This is a genomic window from Paenibacillus chitinolyticus NBRC 15660, assembly GCF_000739915.1.
Taxonomy (GTDB): Bacteria; Bacillota; Bacilli; order Paenibacillales; family NBRC-103111; genus Paenibacillus_F; species Paenibacillus_F chitinolyticus.
The window spans coordinates 60,035-77,592 of the sequence record NZ_BBJT01000009.1; the positions used below are offsets into that span (position 1 = coordinate 60,035).

Annotated in this window: 13 protein-coding genes; 9 read left to right on the forward strand and 4 right to left on the reverse strand. The window is 55.6% G+C overall.

Annotated features, from left to right (window positions below; translation table 11 throughout):
• The first annotated feature begins 31 nt into the window (after positions 1–31).
• Positions 32–1,195, forward strand: coding sequence for an aminotransferase A (locus tag PCH01S_RS20420; protein ID WP_042232497.1), 1,164 nt, complete (start codon positions 32–34; stop codon positions 1,193–1,195).
• Between the two features lie 76 nt (positions 1,196–1,271).
• Here the strand turns inward: PCH01S_RS20420 and PCH01S_RS20425 are convergent, their stop codons facing one another.
• Both PCH01S_RS20425 and dapD read right to left on the reverse strand, forming a co-directional pair.
• Positions 1,272–2,537, reverse strand: coding sequence for an N-acetyldiaminopimelate deacetylase (locus tag PCH01S_RS20425; RefSeq protein ID WP_042232499.1), 1,266 nt, complete (start codon positions 2,535–2,537; stop codon positions 1,272–1,274).
• A 176-nt stretch (positions 2,538–2,713) separates the two neighbouring features.
• A complete protein-coding gene (gene dapD, locus PCH01S_RS20430; protein WP_042232501.1) occupies positions 2,714–3,424 on the reverse strand; it encodes a 2,3,4,5-tetrahydropyridine-2,6-dicarboxylate N-acetyltransferase in 711 nt (236 codons plus the stop codon).
• A 423-nt stretch (positions 3,425–3,847) separates the two neighbouring features.
• Between dapD and pyrR the strand changes: the two genes are divergently transcribed.
• The 7 genes from pyrR to pyrE all read left to right on the forward strand — a co-directional run bounded on the left by pyrR (position 3,848) and on the right by pyrE (position 12,691).
• On the forward strand, positions 3,848–4,399 hold the full coding sequence (pyrR, locus tag PCH01S_RS20435) for a bifunctional pyr operon transcriptional regulator/uracil phosphoribosyltransferase PyrR (protein WP_042232826.1): 552 nt from the start codon (positions 3,848–3,850) through the stop codon (positions 4,397–4,399).
• The gene (locus tag PCH01S_RS20440) at positions 4,396–5,307 is read left to right on the forward strand and encodes an aspartate carbamoyltransferase catalytic subunit (RefSeq protein ID WP_084706656.1); all 912 of its coding nucleotides are present in this window, start codon (positions 4,396–4,398) and stop codon (positions 5,305–5,307) included. The genes pyrR and PCH01S_RS20440 overlap by 4 nt, the downstream gene beginning before the upstream one ends.
• Before the next feature lie 128 nt (positions 5,308–5,435).
• Positions 5,436–6,728 carry a dihydroorotase gene (locus PCH01S_RS20445; protein ID WP_042232505.1) on the forward strand — a complete coding sequence of 431 codons (1,293 nt, stop codon included), beginning with the start codon at positions 5,436–5,438 and terminating at the stop codon, positions 6,726–6,728.
• Between the two features lie 35 nt (positions 6,729–6,763).
• Complete coding sequence (gene carA / locus PCH01S_RS20450; protein ID WP_042232507.1) at positions 6,764–7,942, forward strand: glutamine-hydrolyzing carbamoyl-phosphate synthase small subunit; 1,179 nt, start codon at positions 6,764–6,766, stop codon at positions 7,940–7,942.
• Complete coding sequence (gene carB, locus PCH01S_RS20455; RefSeq protein WP_042232509.1) at positions 7,929–11,138, forward strand: carbamoyl-phosphate synthase large subunit; 3,210 nt, start codon at positions 7,929–7,931, stop codon at positions 11,136–11,138. The genes carA and carB overlap by 14 nt, the downstream gene beginning before the upstream one ends.
• A gap of 121 nt (positions 11,139–11,259) precedes the next feature.
• Positions 11,260–11,994 (forward strand): orotidine-5'-phosphate decarboxylase, encoded by a 735-nt coding sequence (gene pyrF, locus PCH01S_RS20460; protein WP_042232511.1) that lies wholly within the window; start codon positions 11,260–11,262, stop codon positions 11,992–11,994.
• Positions 11,995–12,049: 55 nt separating this feature from the next.
• Positions 12,050–12,691, forward strand: a complete 642-nt coding sequence (gene pyrE, locus PCH01S_RS20465; RefSeq protein ID WP_042232513.1) for an orotate phosphoribosyltransferase — start codon at positions 12,050–12,052, stop codon at positions 12,689–12,691.
• Between the two features lie 395 nt (positions 12,692–13,086).
• On the opposite strand, the gene PCH01S_RS20470 is transcribed toward pyrE, so the two are convergent.
• Together PCH01S_RS20470 and PCH01S_RS20475 are read right to left on the reverse strand one after the other, a co-directional pair.
• Complete coding sequence (locus PCH01S_RS20470) at positions 13,087–13,596, reverse strand: GNAT family N-acetyltransferase (RefSeq protein WP_042232515.1); 510 nt, start codon at positions 13,594–13,596, stop codon at positions 13,087–13,089.
• Positions 13,597–13,664: 68 nt separating this feature from the next.
• Entirely contained in the window at positions 13,665–15,035 is a 1,371-nt protein-coding gene (locus tag PCH01S_RS20475) for a dipeptidase (RefSeq protein ID WP_042232517.1), read from the reverse strand.
• Positions 15,036–15,299: 264 nt separating this feature from the next.
• Here PCH01S_RS20475 and PCH01S_RS20480 point away from each other — a divergent pair, with 264 nt between their 5' ends.
• Complete coding sequence (locus tag PCH01S_RS20480; RefSeq protein WP_042232519.1) at positions 15,300–17,432, forward strand: hypothetical protein; 2,133 nt, start codon at positions 15,300–15,302, stop codon at positions 17,430–17,432.
• The last annotated feature ends 126 nt before the right edge of the window (positions 17,433–17,558 follow it).

A 17,558-nucleotide genomic window follows, 5' to 3' on the forward strand; every position in this document is an offset into this window, starting at 1 on the left:
AGCGAACCTTTGGAGAGGGGAAGCACTCGGTATGCAACCAATCATTAATCCGCAGGTAAAAGAGATTCAAATTTCGGGTATCCGTAAAATTGCGAATAAAGTCGCGGCAATGCCGGACGCACTGGCTCTAACGATGGGACAGCCGGATTTTCCGACGCCCGCCCATATTGTGGAGGCCGCGCAGAAAGCGCTCCAGGCAGGCAGGACGGTGTACACGCCCAATGCCGGACTTCCGGAGCTTAGAAAAGCCGCGGCGGATTTCGTGGGGTCCAAATACGGACTGTCCTACGACGGGGGCAGCGAGGTCATCGTGACGACGGGGGCAAGCGAGGCGCTCGACATCACGCTAAGGACTATTTTGACGCCGGGGGCGGAAGTTATTTTGCCGGGGCCGATTTATCCGGGCTACGAGCCGCTGATCCGGCTGTGCGGCGGAGTGCCCGTTTACGTGGACACGCGGCCTTACGAGTTCAAGATGACCGCTGCCGCTATGGAGCCACATTTGACGGAGCGGACACGCTGCGTCGTGCTCGGCTATCCGAGCAATCCGACGGGGCAAATCATGACCAAGGCGGAACTGGCCGAACTGGCAGCTCTTCTGGGAAGCAGGAACCTCTATGTCATTTCCGATGAGATTTACAGCGAGCTGGTGTACGGAGCCGAGCATGCTTCGATTGCCGCCATGCCGGGCATGAGAGAGAAGACGATCGTAATTAACGGGTTGTCGAAATCCCATTCCATGACCGGCTGGCGGATCGGCTTTACGTTTGCCCCGGAAGCTTTGACCCAGCACATGGTCAAGGTGCATCAGTACAATGTCACCTGCGCAAGCTCCATCTCGCAGTATGCGGCTGTCGAGGCGCTCACCGCGGGCCGTGATGATGCTCTTCCGATGCGCCAGGCCTATGAGAACAGGCTGGAGCACGTGTATGGCCGGCTCCAGGCGATGGGACTTGAGGCCGTTAAACCGCAGGGCGCTTTCTACCTGTTCCCGTCAATTGCCCGGTTCGGGCTGGGCTCGGAACAGTTCGCTTACAGGCTGCTGGAAGAGCAGCGGGTCGCGGTCGTTCCGGGAGACGCGTTTTCACCGCTGGGCGAAGGTTACATCCGGCTGTCGTACGCGTATTCGCAGGAGGTGCTCGACGGAGCGCTGGACCGGCTGGAAGCCTTCATCCGCAAACTGGACCGGAGCTGATCCCCGCCGCGTGCCTATAAAAAAATCCCCTTTATCCGACCCGCTGCCTGGCAGATGGGAGGTAAAGGGGATTTTTTTAACCGGACTGTGCGGATTTCCAGCGGAGGTAGCTGTCCACCGTCCGGATGGCGACACCGATTGCTCTTTCATCGGGTTCAATGCGGGCGTGATGGAGGCCGTAAGGCGTTTCGGCGCCCAGCCAGAACATAAAGCCCGGGATTTTCTCAAGGAAATAACCGAAATCTTCACCCGTCATCGCCTCTGTACATTCGTACAGACGGACGGGGATCTGCGGCTCCGACCAGGAGGATAGGCTGTCTGCTTGTACCTGGCCAGCTTCGGCAGGTTCCGAGCCGTTAACGGTGCCGGTTGCGGATTTGTCAGCTAAGGAACCGTCAGTCCCGCCGGCTTGAGGAGCCGTATCCGTTTTTTGCAGCCAGTCCATAAATTCCAGCGTCAGCGTTTCATTGTTATACACTTGAAGATAATTGGAGCCCCAATCAATGGTCGCCGTGCAGCCGTATGAAGATTCGATACCGCGAACGATTCCTTCGATTCTCGCTTTAATCAGCTGCATGGATTCGGCGGATAGCGTTCGGATCGTGCCTTCCAGCCGGGCGTTCTCGGCGATGATGTTCTGCTTGGTGCCCGCACTCATTTTGCCGATCGTGACAACGGCCGAGTCAAGAGGGTTGATGTTGCGCGACACAATCGTGTGAAGCTGTCCGACAAGCTGGGAAGCGGCGACCACCATGTCGTTGGAGAGGTGCGGGTACGCCGCGTGGCCTCCCTTGCCCTTAAGGTCGATAAACAGCTCGGACGTGTTGGCGAACAAGATCCCGGGTCTGACCGCGATGGTACCGACCGGATATTCCGGCGCGATATGAAGGCCGACCATCTGCTCCGGCATCCAGTCGCTTAGTTCGGCGGAGGCCAGCATGGGAAGCGCTCCTCCGGGACCTTCTTCCGCGGGTTGGAACACGACGACGAGGTCGTCTTTCATCGGACGCTGAGCGAACTGTGTCACAAGGCCGGCGCCGATGGACATGTGCACGTCATGCCCGCAGGCATGCATATATCCGGGGTGCTCGGACTGAAACGGGTAGCCGGTTTCTTCCGGAATCGGCAGGCCGTCCATATCGGCCCGGTATCCGAAGCGTTTGGAAGGATTCGTCCCTTTGATATACACCAGAATGCCGGTGCGCCACGTGCGGATTTCCATCCGTTCCTGGGGCAGAGTCTGCAAATAATCGAGCAGCATGCGCTGGGTCTTAAATTCCTGGAAACCCGGCTCGGGTATCCGGTGAAGCTGGCGCCGCAGTTCAATAAACGGGCTGGTCACGGTCGTTCTCTCCTTTTTTCGTTTGAATGTACATCCGCAGGATTGAAAAAGGGCCCGGCGCCGGAAGCGCTGGGCCAAACAGCAGCGGCAGTCCGCCTGCCTTCAGGTAGGGTGCGCACATGCCGGAGTTGTTCTTTTTATGTACAAGCGGAAGATGAACGGAAAACCCGCCGGGTCTACAGCTCGCGAAGCTCTTTCAAAATTTCCGTTTTGGATTTCGTTTTGTCGTCGACTTTCTTGATGACACGGGCAGGCGTACCTGCTACAACTGTGAATTCAGGAACATCTTCTACTACCACGGCGCCCGCGGCCACGACGGAACCTTGACCGATGCGTACGCCTTCGAGAATAACGGCGTTAGCGCCGATAAGAACATCGTCTTCGACTACGCAAGGCTGTGCGGAAGGAGGTTCGATCACTCCGGCTACAACCGCTCCGGCACCGATGTGGCACATGTTGCCGATTTGAGCGCGTCCGCCGAGGATGGCGTTCATGTCGATCATCGTGCCTTCGCCGATGGAAGCGCCGATATTGATAACCGCGCCCATCATAATAACGGCGTTGTTGCCGATGGAGACTTTGTCGCGGATGATGGAGCCTGGCTCGATACGCGCGTTAATGCCTTTCAGGTCAAGAAGAGGAATGGCGGAGTTGCGGCGGTCGGACTCGACCACATAATCTTCTATGTTCTGCTGATTGGATTCGATAATGGCCTGGATATCCGTCCACTCGCCGAACAGGACACCGCTTTTGCCGGAAATGAAGGATTGGATGCCCGTTCCGAAATCAACGGCTTCCAGGTTTCCTTTTACATATACTTTCACGGGTGTCTTCTTTTGGCTGGTCTTAATAAACTGGATAATTTCTTCGGTATTCATCTGTGTCATACTTCCACTCCTCCTGGGGTACGTTATCTTTATCATCATAGCAGATGAAAAGCGCTTACGCGATAGATTGTCCGAAAAAACGACAGGATACGCAGGGCAGAGTCAAAATAACGGGGGCAAACACACGGAGAAGTGCGTAAAATCATGTTATTTTACGGTTGACTTCTTTTGTCGAAAGTGGGATAATGGGCTTCAAGTGAATAGGGTACCTTTAAAATCAGTCCAGAGAGGCTGGCAAGGTCAACGTTTAAGCAGGAGCAGACTCCGGGGGAGAGCGAATTGCGGCGGTTAGCTGCAACTTCCTCCGGTTCCAAGCACCCGTCTGTTTCTGCACATGCGCTAACCTTCTTGCCTTCGGAGCAAGGAGGTTTTTTTATGGCCGAAATTCGAGAAACGCGTACCCGACAGAAGGAGGCAGTCGACATGAGCGAACACATGCATGTGCTGCTGGATGAAATGGCAGTAAGAAGGGCTCTGACCCGGATTGCCCACGAAATACTGGAGAAAAACAAAGGGGTCGGCAACTGTATGCTGATTGGAATCCGTACCCGGGGCATCTACCTCGCCCAGAGGGTGGCGGAGAGGATTCAGGAAATCGAAGGCGTTCCGGTTCCGGTCGGGGAGATCGATATTACCTCCTACCGCGATGACCGGGTGAAGGTACGGTCCGTTGATACGGTGCCTGACGGAGATAACCTGAACATTCAGAGCAAGAAAGTCATCCTGTTCGACGATGTGCTTTTTACGGGCCGCACGGTGCGGGCTGCGCTGGACGCTCTGATCGACCTCGGAAGACCCGAGATGATCCAGCTGGCCGTACTCGTAGACCGGGGACATAGGGAGCTGCCTATCCGGCCCGATTATGTGGGCAAGAACGTGCCGACTTCCAAACTGGAGAAGATCGAAGTTCACCTGACAGAAGTAGACAAACACGACCGGGTGGTCATTATACAGCAGCAGAGGGGGAACGAATGATGGGAGCCGTCAAAACACGCACAGCGAACCACTTCATCGGACTGAAAGGAGTCAGCGCTCCGGAAATCAAAGGAATTCTGGACCGGGCGGATTTCTGGGAAAATCATCCCGATAAAGTGACGAACCGGTTGAAGGGGACCTTTGTTTCGAATCTCTTCTTTGAAAACAGCACGCGGACCCGTTTTTCCTTTGAAATGGCGGAGAAAAGACTGGGAGCGGAAGTGCTGAATTTCTCCGCGGCGGAATCGAGCGTACAGAAAGGCGAGTCGATTTACGACACGGTCCGGACCCTCGAATCGATGGGAATCGACGCGGGAGTGATCCGGCTGAAGCCGGTCGGTCTGCTGGCCGAGCTCGCGGAGAAAATCAGCGTCCCCCTGATCAACGCCGGGGACGGAAACAACGAGCATCCGACGCAGGCGCTGCTCGACCTGTACACCATGCGCAGCCACTTCGGCGAGTTGAAGGGGCTCACCGTCTCCATCATCGGAGACATTCTGCACAGCCGCGTGGCCCGCTCCAATCTGTGGGCGCTCCGAGAAATGGGAGCGACCGTCAAGTTCTGCGCGCCGGCCAACATGCAGGCGCCCGAGCTGTCCGCTTACGCTCCATACGTATCGATGGAAGAAGCGCTGCAGGCTGACGTGGTCATGATGCTTCGGGTTCAGCTGGAACGGCACGAGAAGGGCATGATCTCTTCGGCGGAAGAATACCGCGCCAAGTACGGGCTAACGATGAACCGGCTGGAGCAGATGCCGGCGCACGCGATCATCATGCATCCGGCTCCGGTCAACCGAAACGTGGAGCTTGACGACGAGCTGGTGGAACACGCCCGCTCCAAGATTTTTACCCAGATTCATAATGGCGTGCCTATCCGCATGGCAGTAATCGAACGGACACTCAGCTAAAGCGGGCCGGCAGGGAACGACAAGAGCAGCCGGCAAACGGAAACGGCTTGGACAAGTTGAACATATAACTCAGAAGCGGCAACATCGAGAGCAAATAACGGCTTTTCTATAGAGGAGAGGAAAACGGCATGGGAATATGGATCTTAAACGGAAAATTGCTGGACGCCTCCGGTAAGGAAACAACGGGGCATGTGCTGGTGGAAAACGGCAAAATCGCGGCGGTCACAGCCGGTCAGGAGCAGCCGGACACAACCGGACATGAGGTTATAGAAGCGGCGGGCAAGCTGGTTTCTCCGGGCTTTATCGATATGCACGTGCATTTGCGCGAACCGGGTTTCGAACACAAAGAAACGATAGCAAGCGGAACGCGGTCGGCAGCACGGGGCGGTTACACCACGATCGCCTGCATGCCGAATACGAAGCCGGTTATCGATACCGTCGAAACGGTTAAGCTCATCCAAGGTAAAGCGGAGAACGAAGGAAACGGCGTGAAAGTTCTTCCTTACGGATGCATCAGCCGCAACCAGCTCGGCCGCGAACTCACCGATTTCGAAGCCTTGAAAGACGCCGGAGTCGTGGCGTTTACGGATGACGGAGTCGGGGTGCAGAGCGCCCAGATGATGAAAGACGCGATGAAGCGGGCGGCTGAACTCGGCATGCCGATCGTCGCTCACTGCGAGGACGAGACGCTGGTAGTCGGAGCGCCGGTTTCCGAAGGGACGTTCGCCGATAAGAACGGACTTAAAGGAATTCCGAACGAGTCGGAGGCGATCCATGTAGGCCGCGATATCCTGCTGGCGGAAGCGACGGGCGTGCACTATCACGTCTGCCATGTGAGTACGGAGCAATCCGTACGGCTGATCCGGCTGGGCAAGCAAATCGGCGTGAAGGTGACGGCGGAAGTTTGCCCGCATCACCTGCTCCTTTCCGAAGAAGATATTCCGGGCATGGATGCCAACTGGAAAATGAACCCGCCCCTGCGTTCCAAGCGGGACGTGGAAGCGGTGATCGAGGCGCTGGAGGACGGCACGATCGATATCATCGTGACCGATCACGCGCCGCACAGCGAGGAAGAGAAAGCCAAAGGCATGCAGCTTGCGCCTTTCGGGATCGTAGGCTTTGAAACGGCCTTTCCGCTCTTGTATACAAAGTTTGTCGCGACAGGCAAATGGTCGCTGGGCTTCCTGATCGAACGAATGACTTCCAAACCGGCCGAAGTGTTCGGACTGGAATCCGGACGGCTGCAGGTTGGAAGCGATGCGGACCTTACGCTGGTTGATCTGGAAACCGAAAAAGAAGTAGATCCGGCGGCATTTTTGTCCAAGAGCCGCAACACGCCGTTCACGGGCTGGAAGCTGAAAGGTTGGCCGGTACTGACGATGGTAGGCGGCAAAATCGCCTGGACGGAAACAAACGAATAGACAACACGAAACATATAGAGAAGGAGCTGAGGGGCATGAAGGCAAAGGCAAGACTGCTGCTGGAAGATGGAACGCTTTTTACGGGTAAATCGTTCGGGGCCGAAGGGGATTCGGTCGGCGAGGTTGTATTCAATACGGGAATTACGGGGTACCAGGAGGTACTGTCCGACCCGTCCTACTGCGGACAAATCGTGACGATGACTTATCCGCTGATCGGGAACTACGGCATTTCGCGGGATGACTTCGAGTCCGTGAGACCGTTTGTCCACGGGTTCGTCGTACGCCGGCATGAAGAGGCGCCGAGCAACTGGCGCGCCCAGTACACCTTGGGCAACCTGCTCAAAGAATACGGCATCATCGGTATCAGCGATATCGACACGCGCATGCTGACCCGTAAAATCCGTCATCACGGCGTTATGAAAGGTCTGCTGACCACTTCTGACCGCTCGGTTGAAGAATTGAAGGAAATGCTGCAGACGACTCCGCTTATGACCACGCAAGTATCGACGGTATCGACGCCGCATGTATTCAGCGCGCCGGGCAACCGCGAGCGTGTAGTCCTTGTGGACTTCGGAGCGAAGAGCGGAATTGTCCGCGATCTGACGAAACGCGGCTGCGACGTGGTTGTCGTGCCTCAGGACTCGACAGCGGAGCAAATTATGCGCCTTGCGCCGGACGGTGTCCTGCTTTCCAACGGCCCTGGGGACCCTAAAGACGTTCCTCATGCGGTTGAAACGGTCCGTCAGCTTCTGGGCCAAGTGCCTGTCTTCGGAATCTGTCTCGGTCATCAGCTTTTCGCCCTGGCCTGCGGCGCGGACACCGAGAAACTGAAATTCGGACATCGCGGCGGCAACCACCCGGTGAAAGATCTCATTTCCGGACGCTGCTACATCACTTCCCAGAACCACGGCTACACCGTTAAAGAAGAATCCATCGCCGGTACGGACTTGATCGTTACTCACATCAACAACAACGACCGTACGATCGAAGGACTTAAACATAACCAATATCCCGCATTTTCGGTCCAATATCACCCTGAAGCGGCTCCGGGACCTTTCGATTCGAGCTACTTGTTCGACGATTTCCTGACCATGATCCGCTCGCATCAAACCGATAACCCGCAGGCTCCGCGTCAAGCGCAAATGCTTGCCGCCTGGAAAGCCGAGCAGTCTGACAACACGTCGAAAGGAGAACTTCACTATGCCCAAAAATGAGAAGCTCAAAAAAATTCTGGTGATTGGATCCGGACCGATTGTCATCGGCCAAGCTGCGGAGTTTGACTATGCCGGCACACAAGCGTGCCAGGCTCTTAAAGAAGAAGGAATGGAAGTTGTCCTGATCAACAGCAACCCGGCAACAATCATGACCGACACAAACATGGCCGACAAAGTATACATCGAGCCGATTACGCTTGATTTCGTTACCCAAATTATCCGCCAGGAGCGTCCGGACGGACTGCTTCCGACACTCGGGGGACAAACGGGTCTGAACATGGCGGTTGAGCTTGCACGTGCAGGCGTCCTGGAACAGGAGAACGTAAAACTGCTCGGCACACAGCTTACGGCTATCGAGAAGGCCGAGGATCGCGACTTGTTCCGCGATTTGATGCGCGAGCTGGAGCAGCCGGTACCGGACAGCACCATCGTAACGACTGTTCCGGAAGCCGTGGACTTTGCTAACGAAATCGGCTACCCGATTATCGTGCGTCCGGCTTACACGCTAGGCGGTACAGGCGGCGGGATCTGCCACAGCGAGGAAGAACTTGTGGAAACCGTGGCATCGGGTATCCGCTACAGCCCGATTTCCCAGTGTCTCGTCGAGAAAAGCATTGCGGGCATGAAAGAAGTGGAGTACGAAGTCATGCGCGACGCCAACGATAACTGCATCGTCGTCTGCAACATGGAAAACTTCGACCCGGTTGGCGTTCACACGGGTGACAGCATCGTCGTAGCTCCGAGCCAGACGCTTTCGGACCGCGAGTACCAGATGCTCCGCTCGGCATCGCTGAAAATCATCCGCGCGCTGAACATCGAAGGCGGGTGTAACGTTCAGTTCGCCCTGGATCCGTTCAGCTTCCAATATTACGTCATCGAAGTAAATCCACGCGTAAGCCGCTCTTCGGCGCTCGCTTCCAAAGCGACCGGTTACCCGATCGCCAAAATGGCGGCCAAAATCGCAATCGGCTACACGCTGGATGAGCTCGTAAACCCGGTTACCGGCCAAACATACGCCTGCTTCGAGCCAACGCTCGATTACATCGTCTCCAAAATTCCGCGCTGGCCGTTCGATAAATTCATCAACGCCAACCGCAAACTCGGAACGCAAATGAAAGCGACGGGCGAAGTGATGGCGATCGGCCGTACGTTTGAAGAGTCGATCCACAAAGCGATCCGTTCTCTGGAAATCGGCGTACACCGCTTGTTCCTGAAAGAAACGGATCTCCTGGATCAAGAAACTCTTGAACTCCGCCTGCAGAAACCGGACGACGAGCGTATCTTCCTGCTCGCCGAAGCTTTCCGCCGCGGCTACACGATCGAACAGCTTCAAGACTTGACCCAAATCGACTGGTGGTTCCTGCACAAGCTGGACGGCATGATCCGGTACGAGCAGGAAATCGCCTTGGAAGAGCTGGACAACGAAGTGCTGTACGATGCCAAGCGCATGGGCTTCACGGATCGTGCCATCGCCGAAATCCGCAGTCTCGCCGGTCGCAGCACCTTCACAAAAGAAGCGGAGATCCGCGAATACCGTCTGAATCAGAACATCAAACCGGTCTATAAAATGGTCGACACCTGCGCAGCAGAGTTCGAAGCGACTACACCGTACTACTACTCAACTTATGAGATGGAAGACGAAGTACTGGAAACCGAGAAACAAAAGGTTGTCGTACTCGGCTCCGGACCTATCCGGATCGGTCAGGGAATCGAGTTCGATTACTCCACCGTCCATGCGGTATGGGCTATCCAGGCTGCCGGCTACGAAGCGGTCATTATCAACAACAACCCGGAGACGGTTTCCACCGACTTTAACACGTCGGATCGTTTGTACTTCGAGCCGCTCTTCTTCGAAGATGTCATGAACGTTATCGAACGCGAGAAGCCGATCGGCGTCATCGTTCAATTCGGAGGTCAGACGGCGATCAATCTGGCGGCTCCGCTCTCCAAAGCCGGCGTACGCATTCTGGGCAGCGACCTGGAAAGCATCGATAAAGCCGAGGACCGCAAAAAGTTCGAAGCTTTGCTTCGCAAGCTTGATATCGCACAGCCGCCGGGCGGCACGGTTACTTCCGTGGATCAAGCGGTTGGAACGGCTGCGCAGTTCGGTTACCCGGTGCTTGTCCGTCCTTCCTACGTACTCGGCGGGCGCGCTATGGAAATCGTCTACTCTGATGAAGAACTTCTCAGCTACATGGAGTACGCGGTGAAAATCAACCCGGAACATCCGGTCCTGATCGACCGCTATATGCTCGGCAAAGAAGTGGAAGTCGATGCGATCTGCGATAAAGAAACGGTGCTCATTCCGGGTATCATGGAACATGTGGAGCGTGCCGGGGTTCACTCCGGCGACTCTATCGCGGTCTATCCGCCGCAGTCTCTTTCGGACGAGATCAAAAATCAGATTATCGATATCACGACTAAAATCGGACTGGAACTTCAAGTGGTCGGTCTGGTCAACATCCAGTTCGTTATCCACAACGAGCAGGTATACGTGATCGAAGTGAATCCGCGCTCCTCGCGTACGGTTCCTTTCCTTAGCAAGGTGACCAATATCCCGATGGCCAACTTGGCTACACGGGTGATCATGGGCCAGAAGCTTACCGAAATGGGCTACCAAAGCGGCCTTTGGCCGGAAGACAACTTCGTATCGGTCAAAGTTCCGGTGTTCTCCTTCGCCAAACTGCGCCGCGTAGATACGACTCTCGGACCGGAGATGAAATCGACGGGCGAGGTTATGGGACGCGACGTCAACTTTGCGAAAGCTCTTTACAAGGGTCTGATCGGCGCAGGGATGAAAATTCCGGCCGCGGGAGCCATCATCGCGACCGTCGCGGACAAAGACAAGGAAGAAGCCGTGGAAATTTTCGGCGGATTCCAACGCCTTGGTTACAAAATCATCGCGACCGGCGGTACGGCTCAGGTGCTCGAAGCCGCGGGCGTTCCGGTTACGACCGTGAATAAACTGAGCGAAGGCTCGCCGAACATTCTGGATCTGATCCGCAGCGGAGAAGCGCACTTTGTCGTCAACACGTTGACAAAGGGCAAAACGCCTCAGCGCGACGGATTCCGCATCCGCCGCGAAGCGGTGGAAAACGGCGTCGTCTGCATGACCTCGCTCGACACGGTTCGTGCCCTGCTTCATATGCTCGAAGCGATCAACTTCTCGTCCCGCTCTATGCCGGTATACGCGTAAGCGGACGGGTTCAAATCAAATCAGGGGATGTGCGCACAACCGGCCTGCCAAGGCCGGGAGCGTAACATCCCCTCCTTATGAACGCAGGAATAAAACAAACCATTGGAGAGGAGAATGCCGGATGGAAACCGCAAGAGCACAATCTGCCGGACGGATCATGGTAGCGCTTGATTATGCGTCGGCAGACGAAGCGGATACGCTCATTCAGGAACTTCGAGGAATTCCGTGTTACATGAAAGTGGGGATGCAGCTGTTTTACGCAGCCGGGCCCCGTTTCGTAGCGCGTTTGAAGGACGAGGGCTACAACGTATTTCTGGATGTGAAAATGCATGATATTCCGAACACGGTCAAAGGCGGATCCGAAAGCGTGACTCGCCTTGGAGTGGATATGTTCAACGTCCACGCTGCCGGAGGCATCAAGATGATGGAAGGCGCCTTGGAGGGTGTGGACAAGGCCCTTGGCGGAGGCGCGGCTAAGCGTCCCCGGGTCATTGCGGTTACACAGCTGACCAGCACCAGCCAAATGATGCTGAACGAGGAAATCGGCATTGCCGGCCGGGTGGAGGATGCAGTCGTCCGTTACGCGCGTCTGGCTCGCCAAGCGGGTCTGCAGGGTGTCGTCGCGTCACCGCTGGAAGTGTCCGCCGTTAAGGAAGCGTGCGGCGCCGATTTTATCACGGTGACTCCGGGAATCCGGCCCGCCGGGGCGGCATTGGGCGACCAGAACCGGGTCATGACGCCTGCCGAAGCTTTCACGGCCGGAACCGATTATGTGGTAATCGGCCGTCCGATAACGGCCGCACCTGACCCGCGCCAAGCGCTGGAACAAATTTTGGATTCGCTGGAGATAAGATAAACCTCTCCTTATATAAAAGCAAAACTCTTATACACAGGAACGGAGTGATTGGATAATGAACACAGCGCAATCGACAGAACGTGAGATAGCGGCTTCCCTGCTTAAGATCGGAGCGGTAGCTTTGCGTCCGCACGAACCTTTTACCTGGACATCCGGAATCAAATCGCCGATCTACTGCGATAACCGTCTGACGATGTCGCACCCCGAAATCCGTGATGCTATCGCAGAAGCGTTTGCAGACAAAATCCGCTCGGAATACCCGCAGACCGAAGTAGTCGCAGGTACGGCGACGGCCGGTATACCGCACGCGGCATGGGTAGCCCAGAAGCTCGGGCTTCCGATGATTTACGTGAGAGACAAGGCCAAAGGCCACGGCAAGCAAAATCAGATCGAAGGCGCTCTGGCGGCAGGACAGAAGGTCATCGTGATCGAGGATCTGATTTCGACGGGCGGAAGCTCGCTGAAAGCGGCGCTGGCCGTCAATGAAGCCGGCGGTCAGGCGCTGGGTGTGCTGGCTATCTTCTCCTACCAGCTCGACAAAGGCATCCAGGCGTTCGCCGAAGCCGGCATTCCATTGGATACGCTGACCAACTATTCCAGGCTTCTTGAAGTAGCCGTGGAACAAGGGGCCATCGCCCAGAATGATCTGGAGCTGCTTCGCTCCTGGCGCGAAGACCCGGCTTCCTACGGAGTGTAAAGCGGTAAGGCCGGCAGTGCGGACAAGACGAGACGGGACCGGACCGGGAATAGGTGGTTGAACCCCGGTTCGTGAGCATCTGCCGGCATAAACCGGAACAAGGCCGGCATACGCTGCGGCGTTGACGGGGATCCGGGATAGGCGTTTCTTGAAGCAAAAGAACTGTCCGCGGCGACCACCGTCATGCGACGATACGACGCATTTGGAGCTGCTCGCGGTGTGAAACCTGATCCAAAACAAAAAGACCACCACCCGCCATATTGCGGCGTTGGAGGTCTTTTTGTTTTGGAAGGGTTGCGTCCCTGGTCACCGCAAAATCTTAACGGTTTCGCGGTTGACAGGCGTCGTGGAAGGGCGCCCCGTGCTGGGGGTACACCTGTTTCGACTGTCGGTTTTCAGCCTACGCGCTTACCCATAATGATCAGATCCCGCTCGATTCCGTCCAGCTCCGCGATCCGCGGAAGTTCCGCCCATTTGGCAAAACCGTAACGGTCGAAGAGGGCAAGGCTGTGCGCGTTATGCCCGAAAATAAAGCCGAGTACGGTTTTAATGCCGAGCTCCGGACAGGCGGCGATGGCTTTCTCCAGGAGATAACGTCCCAGACCGCGACCGCGGCACTCCTCATCGAGGTAAATGCTTACCTCGGCGGTGCCGTTATAGGCAGGACGGCCGTAGAAAGATTGGAAGCTCAGCCAGCCCCAGATCTTGCCGTCTTTTTCAAGCACCCAAATCGGGCGAGTTTCCGGGTTGTGCTCGGCAAACCAGTTTTCCCGGCTCTGGACGGTCACCGGTTCAAGGTCGGCCGTGACCATTCTACCCGGAATGGTTGAATTGTAAATGTGCACGATGGCGGGAAGATCCGCCGGTACAGCGTCTCTGAGCTTGTAAGTATCCTGTTGCTGCATACCTGATCCTCCGTTTTCGAGTACGATGATTTAATTTTATCATGGTTAACGGAGCTAGGCCGCATTTTTTATTGATTATCTAATTTTTCCCAGAAGACGCAAACGGCCTGCAAGCCCTTGTCGAAGTTGTCCAAATCGAAATGCTCGTTGGGAGCGTGGAGGTTTTCGTCCGGAAGCCCGAAGCCCATCATAACGACGGGAGCCTGAAGCAGGCGCTCGAAAACGTCCACGATCGGGATAGAGCCGCCGCCCCGGGTGAGCGCGGTTTTCTCTCCGTAGGCCTCTTCAAGCGCCGCGGCGGCTGCAACCATAACCGGATGGTCGGCCGGCGTCAGGAAAGGGTTGCCCTGCAGCACTCTTTTGACCGAAGCCTTCAAACCGGAAGGTGTGTGGACCGCCACATGACGCTCGATCAGCTCGAAAATTTCTTCGGGGCGCTGATCCGCAACGAGCCGGCAGGCAATTTTGGCGGACGCGCGCGCCGGAACGATCGGTTTAATGCCTTCACCGGCAAAACCGCCGCTTATTCCCGTTACCTCCAAAGTCGGCCGCGCCGTCGTACGCTCGGTGAACGTATAGCCTTTCTCGCCAAAGAGCTCGGAGAGACCGAGGTCCTCCCGGATCTTCCCTTCATCCTGCGAGACGCGGGCCAGTTCGCCGCGTTCCTGCTCCGTCAGTTGGATGACACGGTCGTAAAAGCCTTCCACCGCGACACGGCCATCTTCGTCATGGAAGGAATCCAGCAGGCCTGCGAGCGCATGAACGGCATTCGGCACGCCGCCGCCGTACAAACCGGAGTGGAGATCGTTTCTTGCCGCGAGCATTTCAATCTCGACGCCGGCGACCCCGCGAAGCCCGTAAAGCAGAGCGGGTTTGCCTCTCTCCAGCATCGGGCTATCCGAAATAACGATCGCGTCCGCTTTGAGCTTCTCCGCATGCTTTTCCACGAACGGAGCGAGGGAAGGACTTGTAATTTCTTCTTCGCCTTCGAGAATAAATTTGATGTTCAGCGGAAGGCTTCCGACCGCTTTAAGGAACGTTTCCGCCGCTTTGACGTGGATCCAGAGCTGAGCTTTATCGTCCGTCGCACCGCGCGCGTAAATTTTGCCGTCCCGGATGACGGGTTCGAACGGTTCCGAATGCCATTCGTCCAAGGGATCGGCAGGCTGGACGTCGTAATGGCCGTAGACGAGAATGGTCGGTTTGCCGGGCGCATGAAGCCAGTCCCCGTACACAATGGGAAGTCCTGCCGTCGGCATGATCTCCACGTTTTCCAGACCCGCATGAGTCAAGGCACCGGACAGCCATTCCGCGCAGCGGTGAACGTCTTTCTTGTGCTCGGACAATGTGCTGATGCTCGGAATTCGAAGCAGTTCTTTCAATTCTTCCAGATGGCGTTCTCTATGCTGGGACGCATAAGATTCGGTTTTGGCTTTCATGGTGACAGGACTCCTTTTTTTTGACAATGGGTTAAAAAAGCTTATCCTCATAACTTCCCCATTTCCGCTTGAAATCCTGCAACTTCTTTCAATAACGAAAGGCGCCGCCGGAACTTAGGCTGGAAAAATAATTTTTTGGCCTAAAAAGAAACTTCCCGGGGATTCAATCGTCTTACTAAGTGGAAACAGGATGGGAATCTTTTCATCCGGGCTCTGACAACAGGCTTGTCGGCCGTATTTAAATCATGGGTTGAGGTGGAAAATATGCGTAACAAAATGGCAGCCCGTGCGACCGCATTGGCGCTGATTCTAACATTAAGCACAGGGGGAGTGCTTGCGGCAACTCCCGCAGCGGCAGCTTCCGGACAACCGGCTCTGGGCTCGGTGGCGGCTGGCGCTTCCGGCTCGTTCGAGCTTCAGAATATCCAACTGCTGCCGGATCAGAACGGCAATATCGTCACGTTCACGGTCGGCGTCCATAACAAAAGCGCTGCGGATTTAGCGCTTGTGGACTACTGGGTCCGTCTCAAAAGCAAAACGGGCCATACATACACGGTGCGCTTGATGCCCCAGGATAAAGCAGTAAACAAGATCGGGGCCCATTCTTCGGGACAGGTATCTTACTACGCCAAAGTCGGCAGCGGCGAGAAGCTTCAGGATCTGCAGGTGCAGTTTATCAAATGGGATTTCAGCCAGCCCAACTCCGAGCGCGTTCTCGGACAAATTTCCGTGCCGGCCTCTTACACGGGTGTGACGCCGACGGGACAGAATGCCGACTTCCAGGTGGGAAGTAGCGAACTGCGCGCCTCTACGGAGAAGTTTACAAACGGAAAGAACGAGAAATATTACTTGCCCGCGATAAGCCTGCAGCTTGAAAATATCGGGGGTGCGGCGGTTACCCTGCCGGAAGTCCAGTTTTCGGTTCGAACGCCCGAAGGACTTCTGTATCCGCTGGATGCGAAGAACGCCAAGGATTTGAAAATTAGCCCGAAGGAGACGAAAACCGTTCAGCTGTCGGGGGCAATTCCGCTTAAAGCCGGAGAGAAGGGCTGGGAGCTTGTCATCACCCGGATCCATCCCGAGCTGAAATTCAACACGCTGCTGGCGGCTTACCAGCTTCCGGCCGTCAGTAAACCTGCCGGCGGCGAGTCCGGCAAGGAAACGCAGTTTATGAACAAGTCGGGACTCTATACGGCCAAGCTGGGAGGCATCTACCGTCTTCCGTGGGAAGATCAGGATATTTTGACCGCCAACGTCACGTTGTCGAACAAAGGGGAACAGTCGCTTCCGATTCCGGATATGACGGCTCACTTCCTGCTGGATAATGCCGTGAAAGTGGAGGCCAAGCTGGTCCGTACGGGCAAAGTGATCGGCATCGATCCGGGCTCCTCTCTTTCTGTCGAGGCGCTCGGTAAAATCCCGTACACGTATGCGTTTAAGGAAGTCAAGCTGGTCATCCAGGAAAAAGAAAGCGACACGCAGGTGAACGATTTGCTGGAGCTTACCGCGAAACCCGATCTGCAGCAGTTGCCTTTTGTGGGATTAGGCGCGAAGTACGCCCGAGAAGAAATCGGCCGCAAAGCGCAGTATACGGTTGCCGAAATCAATTCCTATGAGGGCTTGAGCGGGAGCATTGTTTCGGCCGAGCTGGAGATCGAAAATGCGGAGAAACGGTTTGCGCCCGTCACCGGTTTAGTCGCCCATTTTCAGTTGAAGGACGGTACCGTATTCCCGGCTTCCGTGTCGGATATCAAGAAAACGGTAGCGCCAGGCGGCAAAGCGAGACTGAACGTGTGGGCAGCTCTGCCTAAAGGCACGGATATGGAGAATGTCCGTCTGCTGATCGGTGATTCCGTAACGCTGGAAACCGGAGAAGGCAAGCCAGGAGACGGTCAGCAGACCGTAAAAACCGATGCTTACGTAAGGCCCGTAACGTTCGCACTGCCCAAAGAGAACAAGGACGTCAAGGACAAGCTGAAGGACCTCACCCTGTTCCCGTACACGGTTTCGATGAGCCGGATCAACACATCAATCAACAACGATGTGCTGACGCTTAAATTCAATTATGACATCAGCAAGCAGCTTTTAACCGAAACGGCGCCGGAAGGACATAAGCTCGTTCTCGTATTTGAGGACTATAAAGGCAATAAATCGTTCGAGAAAGCGTATGAGCTGAAAAATTGGGAGCCGCGCGACGGCAAATCGGCCGAGCAGGTGACCGACAACGAGCTGAGAATCGGCAAGAAAGAAAACTTCACCATTCAGCTTCAAGACGCGGACCTGATCTTCAAGCAGCGGTTTCTCGATAAATACCATCTCAGTGTGTATCACGAATTCCAGGGACAGCGCAAGCTGTTGGCCAAGCAAAGCATCGACTGGTTTGCTTATTCGGACTAATTTTATTGAAAATAGCGGGTTTTACAGCAAAAGTTCCATCCCCGGATGGAACTTTTTTCATGATTATCCGTAACTCTTGAAGTGGACACTTCTTTTTTGTCGTCAAAACGGGTAGGAGGCAGTGAG

Bases quoted from the DNA above. Each gene is read 5' to 3' on its own strand.
- PCH01S_RS20420 (WP_042232497.1), top strand. From the start codon at position 32: ATGCAACCAATCATTAATCCGCAGGTAAAAGAGATTCAAATTTCGGGT.
- dapD (WP_042232501.1), bottom strand. From the start codon at position 3,424: ATGACACAGATGAATACCGAAGAAATTATCCAGTTTATTAAGACCAGC.
- pyrR (WP_042232826.1), top strand. From the start codon at position 3,848: ATGAGCGAACACATGCATGTGCTGCTGGATGAAATGGCAGTAAGAAGG.
- PCH01S_RS20440 (WP_084706656.1), top strand. From the start codon at position 4,396: ATGATGGGAGCCGTCAAAACACGCACAGCGAACCACTTCATCGGACTG.
- PCH01S_RS20445 (WP_042232505.1), top strand. From the start codon at position 5,436: ATGGGAATATGGATCTTAAACGGAAAATTGCTGGACGCCTCCGGTAAG.
- carA (WP_042232507.1), top strand. From the start codon at position 6,764: ATGAAGGCAAAGGCAAGACTGCTGCTGGAAGATGGAACGCTTTTTACG.
- carB (WP_042232509.1), top strand. From the start codon at position 7,929: ATGCCCAAAAATGAGAAGCTCAAAAAAATTCTGGTGATTGGATCCGGA.
- pyrF (WP_042232511.1), top strand. From the start codon at position 11,260: ATGGAAACCGCAAGAGCACAATCTGCCGGACGGATCATGGTAGCGCTT.
- pyrE (WP_042232513.1), top strand. From the start codon at position 12,050: ATGAACACAGCGCAATCGACAGAACGTGAGATAGCGGCTTCCCTGCTT.
- PCH01S_RS20470 (WP_042232515.1), bottom strand. From the start codon at position 13,596: ATGCAGCAACAGGATACTTACAAGCTCAGAGACGCTGTACCGGCGGAT.
- PCH01S_RS20475 (WP_042232517.1), bottom strand. From the start codon at position 15,035: ATGAAAGCCAAAACCGAATCTTATGCGTCCCAGCATAGAGAACGCCAT.
- PCH01S_RS20480 (WP_042232519.1), top strand. From the start codon at position 15,300: ATGCGTAACAAAATGGCAGCCCGTGCGACCGCATTGGCGCTGATTCTA.